General features: G+C 48.7%; 12 protein-coding genes. 4 read left to right on the top strand and 8 right to left on the bottom strand.

What is annotated here, in order from left to right; translation table 11 throughout:
* The first annotated feature begins 51 nt into the window (after positions 1-51).
* Entirely contained in the window at positions 52-1410 is a 1359-nt protein-coding gene (locus ACLHR0_RS10175; RefSeq protein WP_436486289.1) for a Gfo/Idh/MocA family oxidoreductase, read from the top strand.
* A gap of 78 nt (positions 1411-1488) precedes the next feature.
* On the opposite strand, the gene ACLHR0_RS10180 is transcribed toward ACLHR0_RS10175, so the two are convergent.
* The 7 genes from ACLHR0_RS10180 to rhaT form a co-directional block, all read right to left on the bottom strand.
* Positions 1489-3261: an alpha-L-rhamnosidase C-terminal domain-containing protein gene (locus ACLHR0_RS10180; protein ID WP_436486291.1), complete on the bottom strand. Its 1773-nt coding sequence runs from the start codon at positions 3259-3261 to the stop codon at positions 1489-1491.
* A gap of 24 nt (positions 3262-3285) precedes the next feature.
* Positions 3286-6495 carry a glycosyl hydrolase gene (locus ACLHR0_RS10185; protein WP_436486293.1) on the bottom strand — a complete coding sequence of 1070 codons (3210 nt, stop codon included), beginning with the start codon at positions 6493-6495 and terminating at the stop codon, positions 3286-3288.
* Positions 6496-6605: 110 nt separating this feature from the next.
* The gene (locus ACLHR0_RS10190) at positions 6606-7541 is read right to left on the bottom strand and encodes an alpha/beta hydrolase (RefSeq protein WP_436486295.1); all 936 of its coding nucleotides are present in this window, start codon (positions 7539-7541) and stop codon (positions 6606-6608) included.
* 35 nt (positions 7542-7576) lie between these two features.
* Positions 7577-8974, bottom strand: a complete 1398-nt coding sequence (locus ACLHR0_RS10195; RefSeq protein WP_436486297.1) for an FGGY-family carbohydrate kinase — start codon at positions 8972-8974, stop codon at positions 7577-7579.
* Positions 8975-8987: 13 nt separating this feature from the next.
* Positions 8988-10262 (bottom strand): sugar isomerase, encoded by a 1275-nt coding sequence (locus ACLHR0_RS10200; RefSeq protein WP_429064551.1) that lies wholly within the window; start codon positions 10260-10262, stop codon positions 8988-8990.
* A gap of 34 nt (positions 10263-10296) precedes the next feature.
* A complete protein-coding gene (locus ACLHR0_RS10205; RefSeq protein WP_436486300.1) occupies positions 10297-12423 on the bottom strand; it encodes a bifunctional aldolase/short-chain dehydrogenase in 2127 nt (708 codons plus the stop codon).
* A 42-nt stretch (positions 12424-12465) separates the two neighbouring features.
* Positions 12466-13521 carry an L-rhamnose/proton symporter RhaT gene (rhaT, locus tag ACLHR0_RS10210; RefSeq protein WP_436486301.1) on the bottom strand — a complete coding sequence of 352 codons (1056 nt, stop codon included), beginning with the start codon at positions 13519-13521 and terminating at the stop codon, positions 12466-12468.
* 190 nt (positions 13522-13711) lie between these two features.
* On the opposite strand from rhaT, the gene ACLHR0_RS10215 reads away from it, so the two are divergent.
* From ACLHR0_RS10215 to ACLHR0_RS10225, 3 genes are all read left to right on the top strand, one after another.
* Positions 13712-14743 carry a GntR family transcriptional regulator gene (locus ACLHR0_RS10215; protein WP_370910875.1) on the top strand — a complete coding sequence of 344 codons (1032 nt, stop codon included), beginning with the start codon at positions 13712-13714 and terminating at the stop codon, positions 14741-14743.
* A 34-nt stretch (positions 14744-14777) separates the two neighbouring features.
* Positions 14778-15014: a VF530 family DNA-binding protein gene (locus tag ACLHR0_RS10220; RefSeq protein ID WP_370910874.1), complete on the top strand. Its 237-nt coding sequence runs from the start codon at positions 14778-14780 to the stop codon at positions 15012-15014.
* A gap of 140 nt (positions 15015-15154) precedes the next feature.
* Positions 15155-17512, top strand: coding sequence for an ABC transporter permease (locus ACLHR0_RS10225; protein ID WP_436486304.1), 2358 nt, complete (start codon positions 15155-15157; stop codon positions 17510-17512).
* Here ACLHR0_RS10225 and ACLHR0_RS10230 read toward each other — a convergent pair whose 3' ends face one another.
* A complete protein-coding gene (locus ACLHR0_RS10230; RefSeq protein WP_436486306.1) occupies positions 17513-18031 on the bottom strand; it encodes a 3'-5' exoribonuclease domain-containing protein in 519 nt (172 codons plus the stop codon). It abuts the gene before it with no gap.
* Between the last annotated feature and the right edge of the window lie 275 nt (positions 18032-18306).

Below are 18306 nucleotides of genomic sequence, written 5' to 3' on the forward strand. Positions count from 1 at the left end.
CTTATCTTTCTCTCCTATAGTTCTGTAAACCTTATTTAATTATTCCACGCTATGGAGAATTTCAACATTAACCGTCGCCGTTTCCTGAAGGGGGCCACGGCTTCGCTCGCGCTTTCTGCCATCGGCGCCAGTGCGCTTGATTTTATTAACCCGGCAAAACCTTTGCGGGTAGCGCTGATAGGCACAGGATGGTATGGTAAAAGCGATTTATTCCGGCTTATCCAGGTAGCGCCCGTAAAAGTAGTGGCGCTTTGCGATGTAGATAAAAATATGCTGCAAGCCGCTGCAGAGATGGTGCGCAAACGGCAGGCCTCCGGTGAAACACCGCGTCTGTATGCCGACTACCGTAAACTGTTATCCGAAAATGAACTCGACATCGTATTGATAGGCACCCCTGACCACTGGCATGCCCTGCAAACCATTGATGCACTCAAAGCCGGCGCCAATGTGTATGTACAAAAACCTATCAGCGTGGATGTAATAGAAGGTGAAGCCATGGTGGCCGCCGCCCGCAAATATAACCGGGTGGTGCAGGTGGGTACCCAGCGGAAAAGCACGCCACACCTTATTGATGCTAAAAAGAATATTGTTGATGCCGGGTTGCTCGGCAAAATATCGCATGTGGAAATGTGCTGCTACTATCACATGCGCAACAATGGCAATCCGCCCGTGCAGGCGGTGCCGGAATACTTCGACTATGAAATGTGGACCGGCCCCGCTCCCCTGCGGCCATACGACGGATTGCCTCATGTACGCTGGTGGCGCACCTTTATGGAATATGGCAATGGCATCATGGGCGATATGTGCGTGCATATGTTCGACACCGTGCGCTGGATGCTGCAACTCGGTTGGCCTAAACGCATCAGCTCCACCGGCGGGATCTACGTACAGAAAGAAGGCAAGTCGAATATATCAGATACCCAATCGGCGATTTTTGAATACGACGGACTAAACTGTGTGTGGCAACACCGCACCTGGGGAACAGCTGCTGATCCCAAATACCCCTGGTCTTTTAAATTGTATGGAGAGAAAGGTACCCTTGCCGCCAGCACTATGTCGTACGACTTTATCCCTGAAGGCAACGGCACTCCTATCCATAAAGATGTAGTATTTGAAAAGGAAAAGTACCCGGAAGACCTGGCGGAACCCGCTATTGAACTAAATGCGGCACCGGCCACCCGCCTGCATATGCTGGACTTCCTGGGCGCCATCAAAAATGGCAGCAGGCCGGTTGCTGATATAGAAGAAGGGCATATTTCCACCGCCAGTTGTATCCTCGCCAACATATCCATGCAAACAGGACGCCCTGTAGTTTATGATCCGCAAAAACGGATTATCACCGGCGATCCGGCGGCTACGGCCTTGTTAGAAAGACCGTACAGAAGCCCCTGGATACATCCGGTAGTGTAAATACATTCAGCACTATACATAAAAAAGAACGGCCTGCTATGAGCGCCGTTCTTTTTTTTCTTCAGTAAAAAAACAAACTTATTCCCTGATCACTCTTACCTGCGCAGGCGCGTTAATCGTTGATTTAATCTTCCCGTTCGCCAGGCGTGTATGCTTCACCGTTACAATACCATAAGGCGTGGGAAAAGTTCCCTCTGCAAATTGCAGATCCCCAAGATGGGGCGCTACTTTAATCACCTTACACCCCGGCTCTATCACGGAGATACCAAGTACGTGTTCCGTCAGCCATGGAGTTGGCCCGGAGGCCCATCCATGACATAAACTATGACGGAAACCTTTATAACAATAAGCGCCATAATCGCCGTGAATATCTTTTTGCCCGGCAGGCATTATCTCATCAATGCGGGAAGCATTGGGAAGCCAGTCCATGTTAAAGTCCTCCCAGAACGTAGTGGCGCCCAGCTTCAGCATAGCGCCCCAGTAGGTCCGGATATCGTTTAGCCCTCCCTGGTAATCGCCCGCTTTGGCCTTTGCCTGTAGCATATAGTATCCATAGAAAGTGGAATAATCCTTTACGCCACCAACGCCGATAATTTCATCGTTCATCTTTTTTGCGGGCGCCAAACCTGACAATGCCATTAAGGCGGCGGCCTGTTTGGAGCCATTGGCATCGGGTACATTTTGCTTCAGCCGGGCAATAGCGGCTTCGCACTTCTTCACGGTAGCGTCATCCTTCAGTACTTTGCTCAATGCAGCGCCGGCATCCAGGGTCATGATCATCATTGCCTGTAGTCCTGCATGGATGCCAGGCTTGTTTTCGCTGGAGGGCCAGTCGAGGAAACGTGTGCCGTCGTGCAGGTCTTCACTGTTATTGGCATCTATTTTCTTTGAGAGATGATCCAGTAATCCTTTCAGGTACCCGGCCTGCTGTTGCAGATAAGTAAGGTTACCGGTGTGCTGGTACCAGTCGCGCTGAATAAGTATCCACCACATGGAATACGACACCATGCCATTCATATACTGCGGCAGCGGCGTTATATCGCGTGAAAGGTCCAGGCTCTTTGGCACCACGTCGTTATACCCGAAAACTGCACTGATAGCAGAGGTTTCGGGGTGCATATCGCCGATCCATACGAGGCGGTCGCGTTTAATGCCATCCCATAAATAGTCCTGCATGTTCAGATGAACGGTGTATGCGCCCGTCATCCAGATCTGGTTCAGTAACGTATCACTGCATTTAAAAGAGCCCAGGTAGGGCAGATCGCGGTATATGAAGATGGCCCTTACCTCTTTGAGTTGCAGCTCCGTATTATCATCCAACAGATCAATACGCACAAAACGGAAACCGGTATTGCCTACTTCCAGCTTGCCCAGCCACGGCACTTCCACTATCATATCGCGCATGGCGTGATCATTGGTGGCATTCTTTCCCGGTTCAATATCGCTCATCGCTTCACTCACGGATTCACCAAAGCGTATCCGCAACTTTACCGGCTTACCGGTTTTATACATCCCGGTAACCAGTTGCAAGCCGCCATGCAACTCTTTCCCAAAATCGAACAGCAAGGCAGGATGCACGGTGGTTGTGCTTTTCAGCACACACATGTTTTGATTTGCCAGGTCGGCTTGTCCGTTGCCTGCCAGCAGAAAGCGTTGTGCATTGATAATATTTGTACCTGCATTAGGTGTTTGCCATATAATTTTTTCGGGAGATAAATAGCGCCGTACGGTAGCTGTTGCATGGACTGTAGCCATACGGCTGCTGTCGAATACCGGTGGCAACTGGGCCCGGGAAGAAACGGCACATAGCATTATGATGGCTACCTCTAAGATCCGGTTATATATTTTCATGTGATCAGGTTCCTTTGAATGTAATTAATATTTTACTGCGATGAGTTTTACAGGACCCATCAGGCCGGAAGTCTGATAAGCATCTTTCGGCGTATATGGGTTCACGTTACTCCATGTTTTCCTTTCGGCAGCAGGTAGTTTGCTATCTCCTATGAGGCGGTTTACCCAGGTATTTACTACCGTTACTGTTAGTTTATTCTCTCCTTTCTTCAGTGCCTGTTTTACATTTACCCGGTAAGGCGCTGTCCATACGTTGCCCAGCGGCACCCCGTTCAGGGTTACATCCGCCATTACACTCACGGCGCCAAGATCCAGGTATGGTGTGGATTCCGCCGGTAGTTCATCTGCCTTAAAAGTAATTTCATAAACAGCGGTACCGGAATAATTACGGATCTGTTCATTGGTGTGGGTACTCCAATCTGTCAGCTGGTCAAAAATCACCGGTTGAGCGGGGCCACGCTTTGCCGCATCAAAACTCACTTTCCATGGCCCCTGTAATTGGGTTAAGGTGATTGCCCCGGGGAAATTAACTCCTTTGCCTGTTGCCGCCGCCTTCTTACGGAATACTACAAAACCGCTTTGGTAAGGGGCTAACGTTAACGGCACTACGGTATGTGCCGGCTGTGGTGTAAACTCCTTCAGGTCGCGGGTTTCGCCGGTCACAGCATCCCACCATTCCGGTTGTTTACCCTGCACACGGAAGACAGGCGATAATGTGATGTTTTGGTCCGACTGGTTGGTAACAAAATATATTTGTCCATCTGCAGTACTGCGATGGGTATACAACACCTGTTCCGGCAGTTGTGCCACATCCGCGGGCAACTGCAGGATGTTCAATGCCTGCGGCATGTCCATCCCGCTGAGCACCTGTCCTTTGCCATATTTCCTTTGGCGCTCCTGGCCATGGCCCCACAGCTCCGTGGCCAGCTGCTGTACTTTGGTATCTGCCGCTGGGTATTGCTGTAAGCTCGGAGAGCGTTTGGGCGCGGGTCCCAGGATGGTGGCGCCTTCCTTTACCAGCTGCGCAATTTTCTCCAGCAGCTCCGGCCGCATGGTTTCGAGTTGCGGCAGTACCAGCAAACGATAGCTCATACCGTCCGGTAATACCAGCCTGCCATCCTTTACACGCAGGCGCTCCAGGATTACTTCCGCATTGATGTAGTCATAGGAGTATCCTTTCGGCAGTTCAGGATTTCTTACACCAGTCATTTTAGGCGCATCTTCCCCGATGAAGTAAGCAATATCATTTACTGTTTTGCCTTGTTGTAAGAGGAAATTACATCTCCTGATATAATCTATAAATGCTTTCCCCTGGTAAAACCAGGTATTCTTCCTGTTAAACTCTGTCCCAAAACCTGCGTTTACACCGGGTTCGCGATCATCATAGGGCTGTTCAATAAATACATGCAGGAGGCTGTGATTGATCCCTTCGGTGAAGGACCAGTCGCCACGGCGCTTCAGCAACGCGGGATAGCGGCCGTATGTATTACCACCGGCGGTAAAAGACTCGGCAGCCACTCTTGTTTTACCATAAATATGCGCCGCGGAAGAAGCAGCCCGGCACTCGATATTGCCCAGTGTTCCTTCGTTCCAGAATTCACCGCCTATTTCATCCGACTGGCCACCGTACTTCAGAAACTCTGATGGGAAGCCCCAGTGGCCATAGTTTTCCAGCCATAGCTTCAAACCATCTTTATGACTGGCTTTGCGCAAACCGGCTACATATTTATAAGCCACGCGGTCGGCAACCAGGCGGCGCAGGTCCCAGAGGAAGCGGTCCGACTGATCAGGCGAGCTCACTACCCTTCCGGATAATACCGGCAGCCATGGTAACGGATCGTAGCCATATTGTTTTTGGAAATCATCCGCCATATCATCGGTCCAGTTTTGCGAACCGGTTTCGTAGCTGTCTGCCACTACCCACTTCAATGAAGTACGCTCTGCTTCGGGGATGCTTTTGCGGATCTTACCTACAAAGGCATCGTAGTGGTACTGCGACCATTTATCGCTGATCTTATCTATTTCCAACCCGGTTCCTTCCGGTGAAGCAGGACCATTGGTGACGCCGGTGGGCAGCATGCCATAGCGCACCACCAGCCAGTCGCCCGCAGGCACCTTCCATGTAAGCGTACCGTTGGCGGATAAATTTTTAGTGAGATTAATTGCTTTGGTGGGATCGATGATCAAACCGGCGCCGGATATTTCCGGCTCGGGTGGCCACTGATATTCGTTCCATAGCGGCAGTGGCGTCTGGAACATTTTGGCCAGCTGCTTTTCTTCAAAGCGTTCGATGCGTGGCGCCGAAAGCAGCTTTACTTCTGCCAGCGAAGGATTGCCTTCGCTGATCAACAGCCGGAACTGCCTGCCGGTGGTGGCATTAAAGGAAACGGCGACTGGTGCATACGGTTTAAAGCCTACATTATTTTGCGGATTACTGCGGTCCAACTCAAAGCTCTTCACTGTTCGCCAGATGTCCCCTTCTTTCACCTGCAGTTCAAATTGTGCTTTGAAAGGTTTTTGGGCCGGGTAAATGATGAGGCTTCGTGCAGTGAAGTCGCCGGTTACCTCCAGATCGATGTGCGCGGGTGTTGGGCGGGCAACAGGCGTGGTAACAATTACTTCTTCGGTAGTATTTCCGTCTGTCAGTTTTTCAATATCCCGGAACGCGATGTTAGAAGTGATGTGTGGCGTATGTTTCCCAATATCATCTCCATCGCCGCCTGGCACCGGGAAAGCCATTACAGCCACCGTCTGAAAATCAGCAGGTCCTGGCGGCAGTTGCTGGTTATATTCCTGTGGACCATGAACAGTAATTTCTTCGCCGGCGAGGTAGCGCATCGATTGTGATGGCTTTATCCAGGGGCCGCCACTTTGGCTCCAGCCGGGGCTGTTGAACAAGCCGATATCCAGTCCTTTTTCAGTGGCAGTGCGTATAGCCGTTCGTGTTACCTTCCACCATTCATCGGAAAACAGCTTTACTTTTCCGTAAGGAACCTCTTCTTTCGGATAACCTATATTACCGATAAAAGCCCGGCCAATGCCTACTTTCGCCATAGCTTCCACATCCTGCCTTACCCCATCCTGTGAAATATTATCACTCATCCAATACCAGTATACACTTAGCTTTGTACTGTCTGGTGGCGTTATAAAACCACGCTGCAAAGGCGTTTGTTGTCCGCTGGCAGTTAATGCAGCGGTTAACAGCAACACAGCGGCAGCATATTTTCTTATCATAGTATTTGAAAATTCGTTTAACCGTAAAAGTTATAGCGACAGGCACCCGGTTGCCGGACTGTTATCCGCCAACGAACCCATTGCAGTATTTCCCAAAGTAAAAAACGTTATCAGTATAACTGTCCTGTACCTCCCTGTAGTAAAGGATTACCGGGGTTGAGCATGCCCATTCTACCAAGCCACTTCATGGTGATCTGCATCCATACATCTACCGGCAGCTTCAACACAAAGCCGTGGTTGCCTTCGGGGTAAATATGCATTTCCGCTGGCACGTGCTGATGGCGCAGGGCCTGGTAAAACACCAGGCTGTTATCTACATCTACTACAGTATCATCGCCGGTATGAAAGAGGATAGTTGGCGGTGTTTGAGGCGTTACCTGCCGGTCGTTCGAGTAATTCCTTATAGCTTCTTCTCCCGGTTGACTGCCGAGCAGCCGCAAACGGGAACCGGGATGTGCGAGGTTCTTTTCCATGCTGATCACCGGGTATACCAGGATCATAAAATCGGGGCGCAGATTGATGCCGGCATTGGCGGCCAGCACCGGTTTATTGAAGTGCGTACCTGTTGTGGAAGCGAGGTGCCCGCCGGCAGAGAAACCCATAATGCCTACACGATTATTATCGATGTTCCATTCAGCGGCATGCGCCCGGATCATTTTCATCGCTTCCTGCGCATCCTGCAAAGGGCCGGTACTTTTATCCTGCATGATCTTATCATCTGGCAGGCGGTATTTGAGTACAAAGGCAGCGATGCCCTGCTTTACAAAGTATTCGGCGATATTGAGACCTTCCCGCTGCAGCACTACTGCGCGGTAGCCACCACCGGGGCAAATCAGCACCGCAGTGCCGGTAGCTTTGTCTTTGGGCGGCAGGTAAGCCGTTAAAGTAGGTACACTGGTATTTGTACGGTTATTGTCCTTGTCGGTTACTTCCTCATCCGGTGCGGCAATTCCGCCGGGAGGAAGGCCATTATATAAAGGCATTATGGTTTGCGCGTTGGCAACAATGGTAACGAAGCTGAAGAGCAGGATAAAGAGGGCACGCATAAGTTTATTTATTGGCAGTAATGATAATCAAAACTTCATAAAGTAGCATCATGTGTCACCGAATAATATTTCAGTTCTATCAGGTCGTTGGGCATGGGCTTGCTGTTCCAGGCGGAATGGATGGCCAGTGCGGCTCCCATCGCAGTAGCCTGGGCCATGGAGGCGGCAAAGATTTCAATATCAGGAAACAGTGCAGCCAGCAGATTCATATAGATGGCATTTTTACTGAATCCACCGTCAACGAATATACGTTTTACACGGGCTCCTTTCAGTACCCTGCTGGTAGCGATATATTGCTGATTGGCGATATCCAGCATCAGCTGATGATAGGCTTCTGTATCCGAAGAAAAACTATCCAGATCCCGCTGCCCGAATACAGATGCCTGCATCCGTTGCTTGTCGGCTTCCAGCTGCGGCGCATCCTGTTTATTTCTTTCCTTCAGCTTGCGGATGATGTTTCCATCGTACTCTACTCCACGATACCTGCCGGTATGCTGATCAAAATGTGTTGCAATACGCTTTACCTGTTGTTCGTGCTCGTAACCGGCAAACAGCCGGGAAGCCTTTACCGGCTTGCCCTGGAAAGACATATAACATAAACAATCCGCTTCCAGTTCTTCCGGTGTAAGCGGCGTATCATTAAATGGATTTAAGCTGATACACCAGGTGCCGGTAGATATCAGTACAAAAGGTTCATGAAAATTTACCAGGTATGGAATCAGTGCGGCGGAGCTGTCGTGCAGACCAGTACCTACTGCATAGCTGTTGCCCGGAAAGGCCGCGGGCATTACTTCTCCCGAAGAAAAAAGAGGCGCCAGCTTTTCCAGCACCCCTTCCTTTATTAACCACGAATGATAATTGTTTTGTTTAAAATCCCACAGGTTGGTATGACAGCCAATGCTGGTGATATCTGAGCAGGCAACACCCGACAGCAGGAAGCTCATGTATTGCGGCAGGTGCAATGCATACTTCATGCGGCTGAATACTTCGGGTTGCTCATATTTCAACCGGTACAACTGCATGCCGGAGTTGAGACTTCCCAATACCGGCGACGCCGTTTGCACGGAGAAAGCGGTTTTGCCACCGTAATTGCCGTAGAACTGCTGACTTAAAGTCTCCGGATATTCTTTCAGGTAGTTGTACAATGGAGTTAATGGGCGCCCTTCTTCATCGATGTATACGAGGCTTGCGCCATACGTTGAAAAATTGATGGCTTTGATCGTTACATCTTTTCTGCTGAATACTTCCCGCAGGGAATCAAATACGGAAAGCCGGAGGCTTTCCAGGTTTTCACAGGGCGCGCCATCTTCATCCACGGTTTCCGTAAAACGGGCGGTGCGCTCAAAGATGATCCTGTACTGTTCATCAAAGAGAAACAGTTTTTTGTTGGTTTTTCCAACATCAAAAATAGCAATAACGGGAATTTCGCTCATAAACACATTTAAATTACAAACCAGTCGCCATTGTTTTAGCGCCTCTTTCACGGATCAGGTGATCCCTCACTTTTTCAGCACGGTACAACGCCAGCGGATTCAATGCGCCGCCGGCCTGTATCCTGGCGGCAGCTACCAAAGAGCGTACATCTGTACGGAACGCCTGTTGCAGTATTTCCTGTGCGGTAACCACATCGTTGTGCTGTTGTGCAGCCAGCAATTTTTTACGGTCTACCAGCAACGCCTGTGCGTAGGTGATCATGATTGCTTCCACAGATTGCAGCAGATCTTCCAGCGGGTCTTTCACGTTGTGCGAGGCGTCTATCATCCATCCCAGATCTGTAGTATGATTCATGCCGCGGGCATCCATTCCTTCCACCAGTTCGTTGAAGATCAGGAACAGCTGGTAGGGCTTGATGCTGCCTACGGTGAGGTCATCGTCGCCGTACTTTGAATCGTTGAAATGGAAGCCGCCGAGTTTACCTTCCATCAGCAGCAGGGCTACAATCTGCTCAATGTTGGCATTAGGCAGATGATGCCCGAGATCTACCAACGTATAGGCTTTAGGGCCCAGTTTATTGGCGTACAGGAGCGACTGCCCCCAGTCGCCCACCGTAGTGGAATAAAAATTTGGTTCCGCGGCTTTATATTCCACAAACATTTTCCAGTTATCCGGCAGCGCTGCATAAATTTCCTGCAAACCTTCCAGTGTGTTCTGAAAAGCATGGCGGAAATTCAGCTGGCCGGGGAAGCAGGAACCATCGGACAGCCACACGGTGAGTGCATCAGAGCCCAGTTCTATACCATGACGGATCACTTCTATGTTGTGCTCGATAGCCTGTTTGCGGATGTCTTTGTTGACATGCTGCAGCGAGCCGAATTTATAGCTCAGCTGCTGCCCGGGCTGATCCTGGAAAGTATTGGAATTCATCGCATCAAAGCGGAGGCCGTGTTGCGCCGCCATGGCTTTAATATGCGCGGGATTGGACGGAATATCCCAGGGTATGTGCAGGGAAATGGCGCCGCTGGATTGGTTCAGCTGATGAATCAACCCGATGTCTTCGATCTTTTCTTCCAGGTTCCTGGGTTCACCGCCGCCGGGGAAACGCCCAAAGCGGGTACCGCCGGTTCCCAGCGCCCAGCTGGGAATGCCCACCTGGAAAGATATCAGCTGCTGCAATATTTCAGGAACATTTTTAATTTCCCCCGAGAGATATTCAAATGCCCGCTGCTGCGCCGCCATTCCTGCCTGGTTATGCTCTTCTATCCTGTATTTTTCGATTCTCATGATAATCTTTTTTTACGTAGATAAAATAACATACTTATCTCACAAAAGCCATTGCTACTCCACCATCTACATTCAGTACATTGCCGGTTGCCTTGTTAAGTAAGCCGCCTACAAAAGCATAGCAGGCGTTGGCAATATCTTCGGGTACAATGATTTCGTTTAACAGCGTACGTTTCGCATAAAATGCGGGCAGTTCTTCCACCTTTACGCCATATGCTTTGGCCCGGCCTTCAGCCCAGGCGCCTGCCCATATTTTACTATCGGAAATTACCGCATCCGGATTTACAACGTTTACGCGTATACGATCTTTTCCCAGCTCGGCGGCATTGAGCCTGCTCAGGTGTAGCTGCGCTGCCTTGGCAGATCCGTAACCTGCATTGTTAGGACCGGAAACCAACGCATTTTTGCTGACGATGTTCAGCACATCCCCGCCGGTGTCCTGCTTGCGCATGATGTCCACGCCGGCTTGCGTAACGAGGAACTGTCCTTTCACCAGTACGTCGTACAGCAGGTCCCAGTCTTTTTCTGTATGATCTTCCAGTGGTTTGGAGATCGATAACCCGGCGCAGTTTACGATGATATCGATGCCGCCAAAGGCCAGCACGGCCGTGTCGTAGGTTTTACGGATGGATGCGGAATCGGTTACATCGAGCAGGTCAGCGGCAAACACATCTTTCCCGTACAATTTATTAAACTCTTCGGTAGCAGAGGCCAGTCGCTGCGCATCGTTATCGTTGATGACCACCACCGCGCCTTCCTCCGCAAACTTTTTAGCGATCGCTTTACCGATACCGCCGGCACTGCCGGTTACCAGTGCTATTCTGCCGGTAAGCGCTTTAGGCTTGGGCATGCGTTGCAGCTTGGCTTCTTCCAGCAACCAGTATTCAATATTAAATGCTTCCTGCCGTGGCAGGGAAGTATATTCAGAGATGGCTTCCGCGCCTTTCATTACATTGATGGCGTTGATATAAAATTCAGCGGCCACCCTGGCGGTTTGTTTATCTTTTGCGAACGTGAACATGCCCACGCCGGGATACAGGATCACCACGGGGTTAGGATCGCGCATAGCCGGGCTGTTCGGATGTTTACAGGTATCGTAGTATTCTTTATACATTTCCCGGTAGGCGGTAAATAACGGCGCCAGGGATGTTTTAATGGCGGCTATATCTTTCAGGTCCGCATCCGGCAGCAGGTTCAGTACTAACGGACTGATCTTCGTGCGCAGGAAGTGATCGGGGCAGCTGGTGCCCAGGGGCGCGAGCCTGTCAAGATCATTGGAATTAATAAATTCAAGCACTCTCGCGTCATCTGTAAAATGGCCCACCATTTTCTGTTGGGAAGAGCAGTATCCGCGTAAAACCGGCGCCAGCGCAGCGGCCTGGGTTTTACGGTCGTCAGGCGATAATGACTGTATTTTTGCGCCGCCAAACACCGGTTTATGGCGGCCGGTGTTTTCTTCCAGGTATTCTGCGCAGCGTTCAATTACTTCCAGGGTATTGATATAACTTTCGTAGGCGGTATCGCCCCAGGTGAACAGGCCATGAGAGCCCAGCATGATACCGCGGATACCGGGATTTTCGTCGAGGCACTGCTTTAATTGCAATCCAAGGTCAAATCCGGGCTTCTGCCAGGGTACCCAGCCGATAGTGCCGTTAAAGAGCTCCTGTGTGATTTTCCGGCCATCTTTTGCCGCTGCAATAGCAATGGCAGCATCCGGATGGAGGTGATCGATATGTTTGAAAGGGAGAAAACCATGCAGAGGGGTATCAATGGAAGGCGCTTTTGAGGCGAGATCATAAATACAGTGGTTAAACAATTCCACCATTTCATCTTCATGCGCTATTCCCCGGTAAATATGCTGGAGGCTGCGAAGACGATCTACATACAAAGCGGCGAGGCCACTTTTTTTGAGCGTGCCCAGGTCCCCGCCGGAGCCCTTTACCCACATCACTTCTACGGGCTCTCCCGTTAAAGGATCTTTTGCGGTGGCTTTGCAGGAGGTGTTGCCACCACCGTAGTTGGTCAACCGGAGGTCTGCGCCGAGTAAATTGGAACGATAGATCAGCAAGGCTACTTCATCACCAGCCATAGCGGCCGCTGTTGCTTCATCCCATAAATAGCTGACATGCCTGAATTGCGTGGTAGTTCCATCTAAAGACATACTCTATAATTTTTACGTTTTTAATTGCGATAATGCGGAGGGTTAATTTTCTAAAGAATTACCATATCCGACCAGGACTACAGAAAGAATAATGGTGAATATACCCAGGGAAATAGTAATGAATGTTTTTTTACTGGCATTTTTCCATTCCTTCAGCACAAAACCCCACATACCGGAAATCAGGATAATAAAAGCCATGTGCAGGATCCAGGAGCTGGCGTCGTTACCCAGTTTACTTTCTCCCATTCCATAAAAAAAGAATTGCAGGAACCACGTAGTACCCGCGATCGCCGCAAACAGGTAGTTTTTCACCAGCGGGGTGTTTTTATTCGTATAGTCGTTGAACGAGCGGTTACGCCTGTTGAGCAGCATGCACCAGATAAAATTGGTGGTGAGCCCTCCCAGCATAATCACTACAAAAATAACATTGTTCCGGAACAAAGGGTTGGCATTATTCGCTACTGCGGCTTTGCCCATGCTGTTGCCGGCAGTAATGGCAAAACTCATACAGGCGCTCAGGATGCCGGAAACAATGGCTACGGCCAGTCCTTTGCGGAGGTCAAATTCGCGGATGCTTTCGGTTTTCTGTTCACCGGTGAGTTCCTTTTCTTTCAACATACCGGCTTTCCCGCAAATGGCAATCCCCACCAGGCATACCGCCACGCCTGATAACACGTACAATCCCCTGCTGCTGTGAAACATGGCCCCCAGTGTATTAGCGTCATCTGTAAACAGTCCACGGTAAATAGGTGGTATCAGTGCACCAAAGGCGGAACAAAAGCCCAGTGCCACAGCCATTCCCAGCGACATACCGAGGTAACGCATGGATAAACCGAACGTTAAACCGCCAATACCCCACAGCACCCCCAGGAAATAAGTCCAGAAAAGAACAGTGCCTTCTGTATTACGGATAATATCCATAAACCCCGGAACGGTTAACCAGGCAGCCAGCAGCGGAACTACCAGCCAGGAGAAGATCCCGCCCACAATCCAGTAGCTTTCCCAGCTCCACCCCTTTACCTTTTTGTAAGGGATATAGAAACTTCCCGATGCGAACCCACCTATGAAATGAAATAAAACTCCCAGTAAAGCCTGCATAATGATGTAGTAATTTGTAACGTGGAAACGAATGTTCCATAAAAATAAAACATGTAACTTTTAAAACTGTCATGGACTGTCATGGTTCCGGCAGGAGATAGTAATTGTAGAATTAAATCACTATCATTGTCGTGAAAACAGCCATGTCAGCACCTGATAGCTAATTCCGCGGATTAATACCTGATGAGCCATGAAACAACATCCGATCTTTAAATACCTTTTTATTGATGATTTTTCTGCCACGCCTAAATATTACCAGCTGGCCAACTCTATCATCAAAGCTATTGTGGACAAAAAAGTGCAGCAGGATGATATACTGCCGTCCATCAATGAAGTCAGCTACGCTTTTGAAATTTCGAGGGATACCGCAGAGAAAGCATACAAATACCTGAAAGGACTGGGTATCCTGGGGTCCGTTCCCGGAAAAGGCTACTATGTGTCGCAAACCAATCTTGACCAACAATTTAAGATACTGCTGCTGTTCAACAAACTGAGCGAGCACAAAAAAATCATCTATGATTCGTTTGCAGACAAGCTGGGAGAACAGGCCAATATCGACTTCTATATTTATAACAGCGATTTCAGTCTCTTTAAAAAACTGTTATCCCAGAATATTAATGAATATACACATATTGTGATACTTCCGCACTTCCGGGAAAGATGGGAGCACGTAGATGAAGTGATCAATACCATCCCGAAAGAAAAACTCATCTTGCTGGATAAAAAGCTAAAAGGCGTAACCGGCGAATACGGCGCAGTATACGAGAATTTCCAGGAAGATATTTACGGCGCCCTGGAACAGGCCAGGGACAAGCTGCAGCAATACCACACTATAAAAATCATTTACCCCGATAATACCTATTACCCGGAAGAAATTTACGAAGGATTTATGCAATTCTGTCAGAACTATGCCTTCAACAGCAAGAAGGTGGAAGAGATAGGAGAAGAAGATATTCAGCCGGGAGATGTATATATTAACCTGCGGGAAAATGACCTGGTATTATTGATAGAGAGGATCATCTCCTTAAACCTGAAGATAGGCAAGGATGTAGGGATCATTTCCTATAATGAAACACCGTTGAAAAAATTTATTCTCAACGGCATCACCACTATTTCCACCGACTTTAAGTGTATGGGAGAAATGGCTGCACAGCTGATACTGGATAACTCCAGGGCACAGATAGAGGTACCCTTTTATGTGACCATGCGGGCATCTTTGTAATTACCTTACCTTTGGCTATCAAAAACGGAACAACATGGAAACACCAGGCGCATCCAAAGACCCGCTGCACGGACTAACACTGGAAAAAATAGTGACACATCTTTACGAAAGCTATGGCTGGGAAGAACTGGGCTACCAGGTAAGGATCAACTGCTTCATCAGCAATCCTTCTGTGCAGAGCAGTTTAAAATTCCTCCGTAAAACACCATGGGCGCGTAAAAAGGTGGAGGATTTTTATGTATATTCTTTACGGAAGAAGTTATTAAAGTAGTGTCCGGAACCGGACACGCACCTTTTCAAAACCGGACATCCCTCCTCTTTTAATCTTTCTTTACATACTGAAAACCAGCATTTTAATATGATGGCATTTACTTCGCAGCAAGTTAGCTCCATCCTATAAATTGCATTTGCATGTTCAGCAGTTACATTAAAACAGCTTTCAGGACGATCACGCGGAATCTCAGCTATACATTTCTGAATGTATTTGGCTTAACGCTTAGCATTGCTGCCTGCCTGATCATTTTTCTCATTGTAAAAAATGAGTTGAGTTACGACAGCTTCCACAAAAAAGCGGACCGGATTTACCGGGTAACATTCAATGCCCTCGATTATAACCCCAGCACCTCGCTGGCGGTAGTACCTGCGCTGCGCAACGATTTTCCGGAACTGGAACAGGTATCGCAATACTGGTACCAGGGTACCGGGCTGGTAAAAGCCGGTGATGCACGATACAATGAAAAAGGATTTGCTTTTGCAGATGCTGCCTTCCTGCAGATATTTGATTACCACTGGCTGGCAGGAGATGCACGTACTGCGTTGTCGGAGCCGAACCAGGTGATACTGACGCAAAGTATGGCCCGAAAATACTTTGGCACTAAAGACCCGCTGGGCCAGGTGATCAACCTCAACAACCAGTTTAATCTTAAAGTAACCGGTGTTATTGAAGATGTGCCGGGCAATACCAGTCAGCCTTTCGTATTCCTGGTTTCCTACGAAACCATCCGGAAGGAAGCGCTGGCACAGGCCTCGTTTTACAGCATCAATGGAGGCAATGCATTTGTATTGCTGCCGGAACACTATAACGTGGCGAAGTTGCAGGCCAGGATGCCCGCCTTTATTACCAAAAACTGGGGCGCAGATGTTGCCGCCGGAACAAAACTGTTGCTGCAACCGTTGAAAGAAATCCATTTTGACCAGCGTTACCAGAGTAGTCCTGACAGTCCTACCACCAGCCGGGAAACCTATTGGGGCCTTGCTATGGTGGCATTGTTTATCATTATTACCGCCTGTATTAACTTCATCAACATGGCAACCGCACAGGCGATACGCCGTGCTAAAGAGGTAGGCGTACGTAAAGTGCTGGGGGCTTACCGTGGACAACTCATCCGCCAGTTCCTGTCTGAAACCGCATTACTGGTGTTGATTGCCGTTGTGCTGGGAACAATAGCTGCAGGCATTTTGCTGCCTTTTGTGGCCACCTGGATGAACGTGAAGATCGGGGTATCACAATTGATGGAGCCGGTCATTGCAGCGTTGCTGGCAGCAATAACGGTAACGGTTATACTTTTAGCGGGCCTGTACCCCGCCTTTGTACAGTCTGCTTTTCAGCCGGCAGCCTCCCTTAAAAGCAATACGGGTATTACCTTCCGGGGATTGGGTTTAAGAAAGATCCTGGTATCCACCCAATTTGGTATTTCACAGATCCTGATTGCAGGTACGCTGATCGTTGGCTACCAGATGGACTTCCTCCAGAACCGGGACCTGGGTTTTAATAAAGATGCCGTGGTTTCTTTCCGGGTTCCTGACAAAGAAAAACGCGATATTTTGCGGGAGCAATTATTATCCAATCCAGGTGTAAAGCAGCTGAGCTTTGCTTCCGGACCGCCGGTAGGTGGCAGTAATTATGCCGCCTTTACCTGCCCTGAAGCCGGTGTCATCAAGGATGATGTAACAGAGATGAAAGCCATTGATGAACAATACCTGGATATGTTTTCCATCAAACTGCTGGCAGGTGAAAACCTCCGTAAATTAACAGATGCAGATACCGTGCGCCGGGTGCTGGTCAATGAAACCCTGCTACACAAAATTGGCATACAAACACCGGAAAAAGCCATTGGTAAACGTTTCTACATCAATGGCAGCCCCTCCCAGATTATGGGTGTGGTACAGAACTTTCAAAGCGAATCACGTTATAAAAAAGGAAGACCCTGTGTGCTGGAATACAGCTCCAATGGTTTTAGAACCGCCTGCGTAAAGATACAACCGGCAAATATGCGCAATACCCTTTCTGGTATTGATAAAACCTGGTCTGCGCTCTTTACGGAGAACCTGTTTGAATACGACTTTCTGGACGACCGGATTGCCAATTTATATAACCAGGAGCAAAAATTATATACCGCCTTCAAGCTTTTTTCGTCTCTTGCCATACTGATCGGTTGCCTTGGATTATACGGCCTGGTGGCCTTTGCAGCGGTTCAGCGCACCAAAGAAGTGGGTATCCGTAAAGTATTGGGCGCTTCCCTCCTGAACATCGTTGGGCTATTTGCAAAAGAATTTATTGTGCTGATCATCGTGTCCTTCGTCATTGCTGCACCTGTGGCCTGGTTTGTAATGGCGCGCTGGTTAGACAATTTCGCTTATCAGACCCATATCGGCGGCGGCATTTTCATTATTGCCATCCTGGTATCTGTATTGATAGCAGGAGCTACCATCGCTTACCAGTCGGTGAAAGCCGGGCTGGCGAACCCGGTTAAAAGTTTACGGATGTAGCTACAGTTTAATTTTCAGCCCCATTTCGCGTTTCATGGTAAGCAGGGCTTCGGCATTGCCTTTCGCGTCATCTACCGGGTGATGTGTATGGGTTGTTTTGCGCAGGTGTTTGAAAGTCTGGAAAGTATCTTTTGTAATGCCTTTGTACAAACTGCCGAGATTTTGGGAGCTAAATCCAAATGGATTTTCACCGGTAAAGTGATGAAAATACCAGCAGATAAACATCCAGTCGAACCCGTTGTTATCGCTGATAAAAATGGGCCGGTCCTTACTAACGGAGATAATCCATTGTTTAAAATCCTGCATCACCTGTGCGGGATCATTGAAGCCCAGGGTTTCCTCCCGCGTATGATTAGAAACTGCCAGTGCTTCGGGAATAAATTTATCGGAAATGGGTTTCAGCTGACCGTAAAAAGTTTGGTCCAGTTGTTCATTTACCAGCACGGCGCCAAAAGAAATCATAGAGTAATCGCCGGGAATGGGACCGTCTGTTTCAACGTCCACCATAATAAAAGCCATGTGTTATAGTTTGTTACCTTGGGGTCACCAACGCGTTATACATCTCCTAAAAATATAAAAAATATTATATAACAAAGAAAAAGGCATCCCGGCTATGCCAGGATGCCTTTAACGCCAAAGCGTTAACAGATTCTTTAATGGAGCCGCCCGGGTTAAACTAAATTAACCTTAGGTGTCCATGAATATTCTGTAGATAGCATGAATACCTCCTTTTCTTTGGTGAATAATGAAACTACAACAAAATATCTAAATTAGAAAACGTTACAACAAAAAAA

Source organism: Chitinophaga sp. ARDCPP14 (assembly GCF_051362515.1).
Taxonomy (GTDB): Bacteria; Bacteroidota; Bacteroidia; order Chitinophagales; family Chitinophagaceae; genus Chitinophaga.

Bases quoted from the DNA above. Each gene is read 5' to 3' on its own strand.
- ACLHR0_RS10175 (WP_436486289.1), top strand. From the start codon at position 52: ATGGAGAATTTCAACATTAACCGTCGCCGTTTCCTGAAGGGGGCCACG.
- ACLHR0_RS10180 (WP_436486291.1), bottom strand. From the start codon at position 3,261: ATGAAAATATATAACCGGATCTTAGAGGTAGCCATCATAATGCTATGT.
- ACLHR0_RS10185 (WP_436486293.1), bottom strand. From the start codon at position 6,495: ATGATAAGAAAATATGCTGCCGCTGTGTTGCTGTTAACCGCTGCATTA.
- ACLHR0_RS10190 (WP_436486295.1), bottom strand. From the start codon at position 7,541: ATGCGTGCCCTCTTTATCCTGCTCTTCAGCTTCGTTACCATTGTTGCC.
- ACLHR0_RS10195 (WP_436486297.1), bottom strand. From the start codon at position 8,974: ATGAGCGAAATTCCCGTTATTGCTATTTTTGATGTTGGAAAAACCAAC.
- ACLHR0_RS10200 (WP_429064551.1), bottom strand. From the start codon at position 10,262: ATGAGAATCGAAAAATACAGGATAGAAGAGCATAACCAGGCAGGAATG.
- ACLHR0_RS10205 (WP_436486300.1), bottom strand. From the start codon at position 12,423: ATGTCTTTAGATGGAACTACCACGCAATTCAGGCATGTCAGCTATTTA.
- rhaT (WP_436486301.1), bottom strand. From the start codon at position 13,521: ATGCAGGCTTTACTGGGAGTTTTATTTCATTTCATAGGTGGGTTCGCA.
- ACLHR0_RS10215 (WP_370910875.1), top strand. From the start codon at position 13,712: ATGAAACAACATCCGATCTTTAAATACCTTTTTATTGATGATTTTTCT.
- ACLHR0_RS10220 (WP_370910874.1), top strand. From the start codon at position 14,778: ATGGAAACACCAGGCGCATCCAAAGACCCGCTGCACGGACTAACACTG.
- ACLHR0_RS10225 (WP_436486304.1), top strand. From the start codon at position 15,155: ATGTTCAGCAGTTACATTAAAACAGCTTTCAGGACGATCACGCGGAAT.
- ACLHR0_RS10230 (WP_436486306.1), bottom strand. From the start codon at position 18,031: ATGGCTTTTATTATGGTGGACGTTGAAACAGACGGTCCCATTCCCGGC.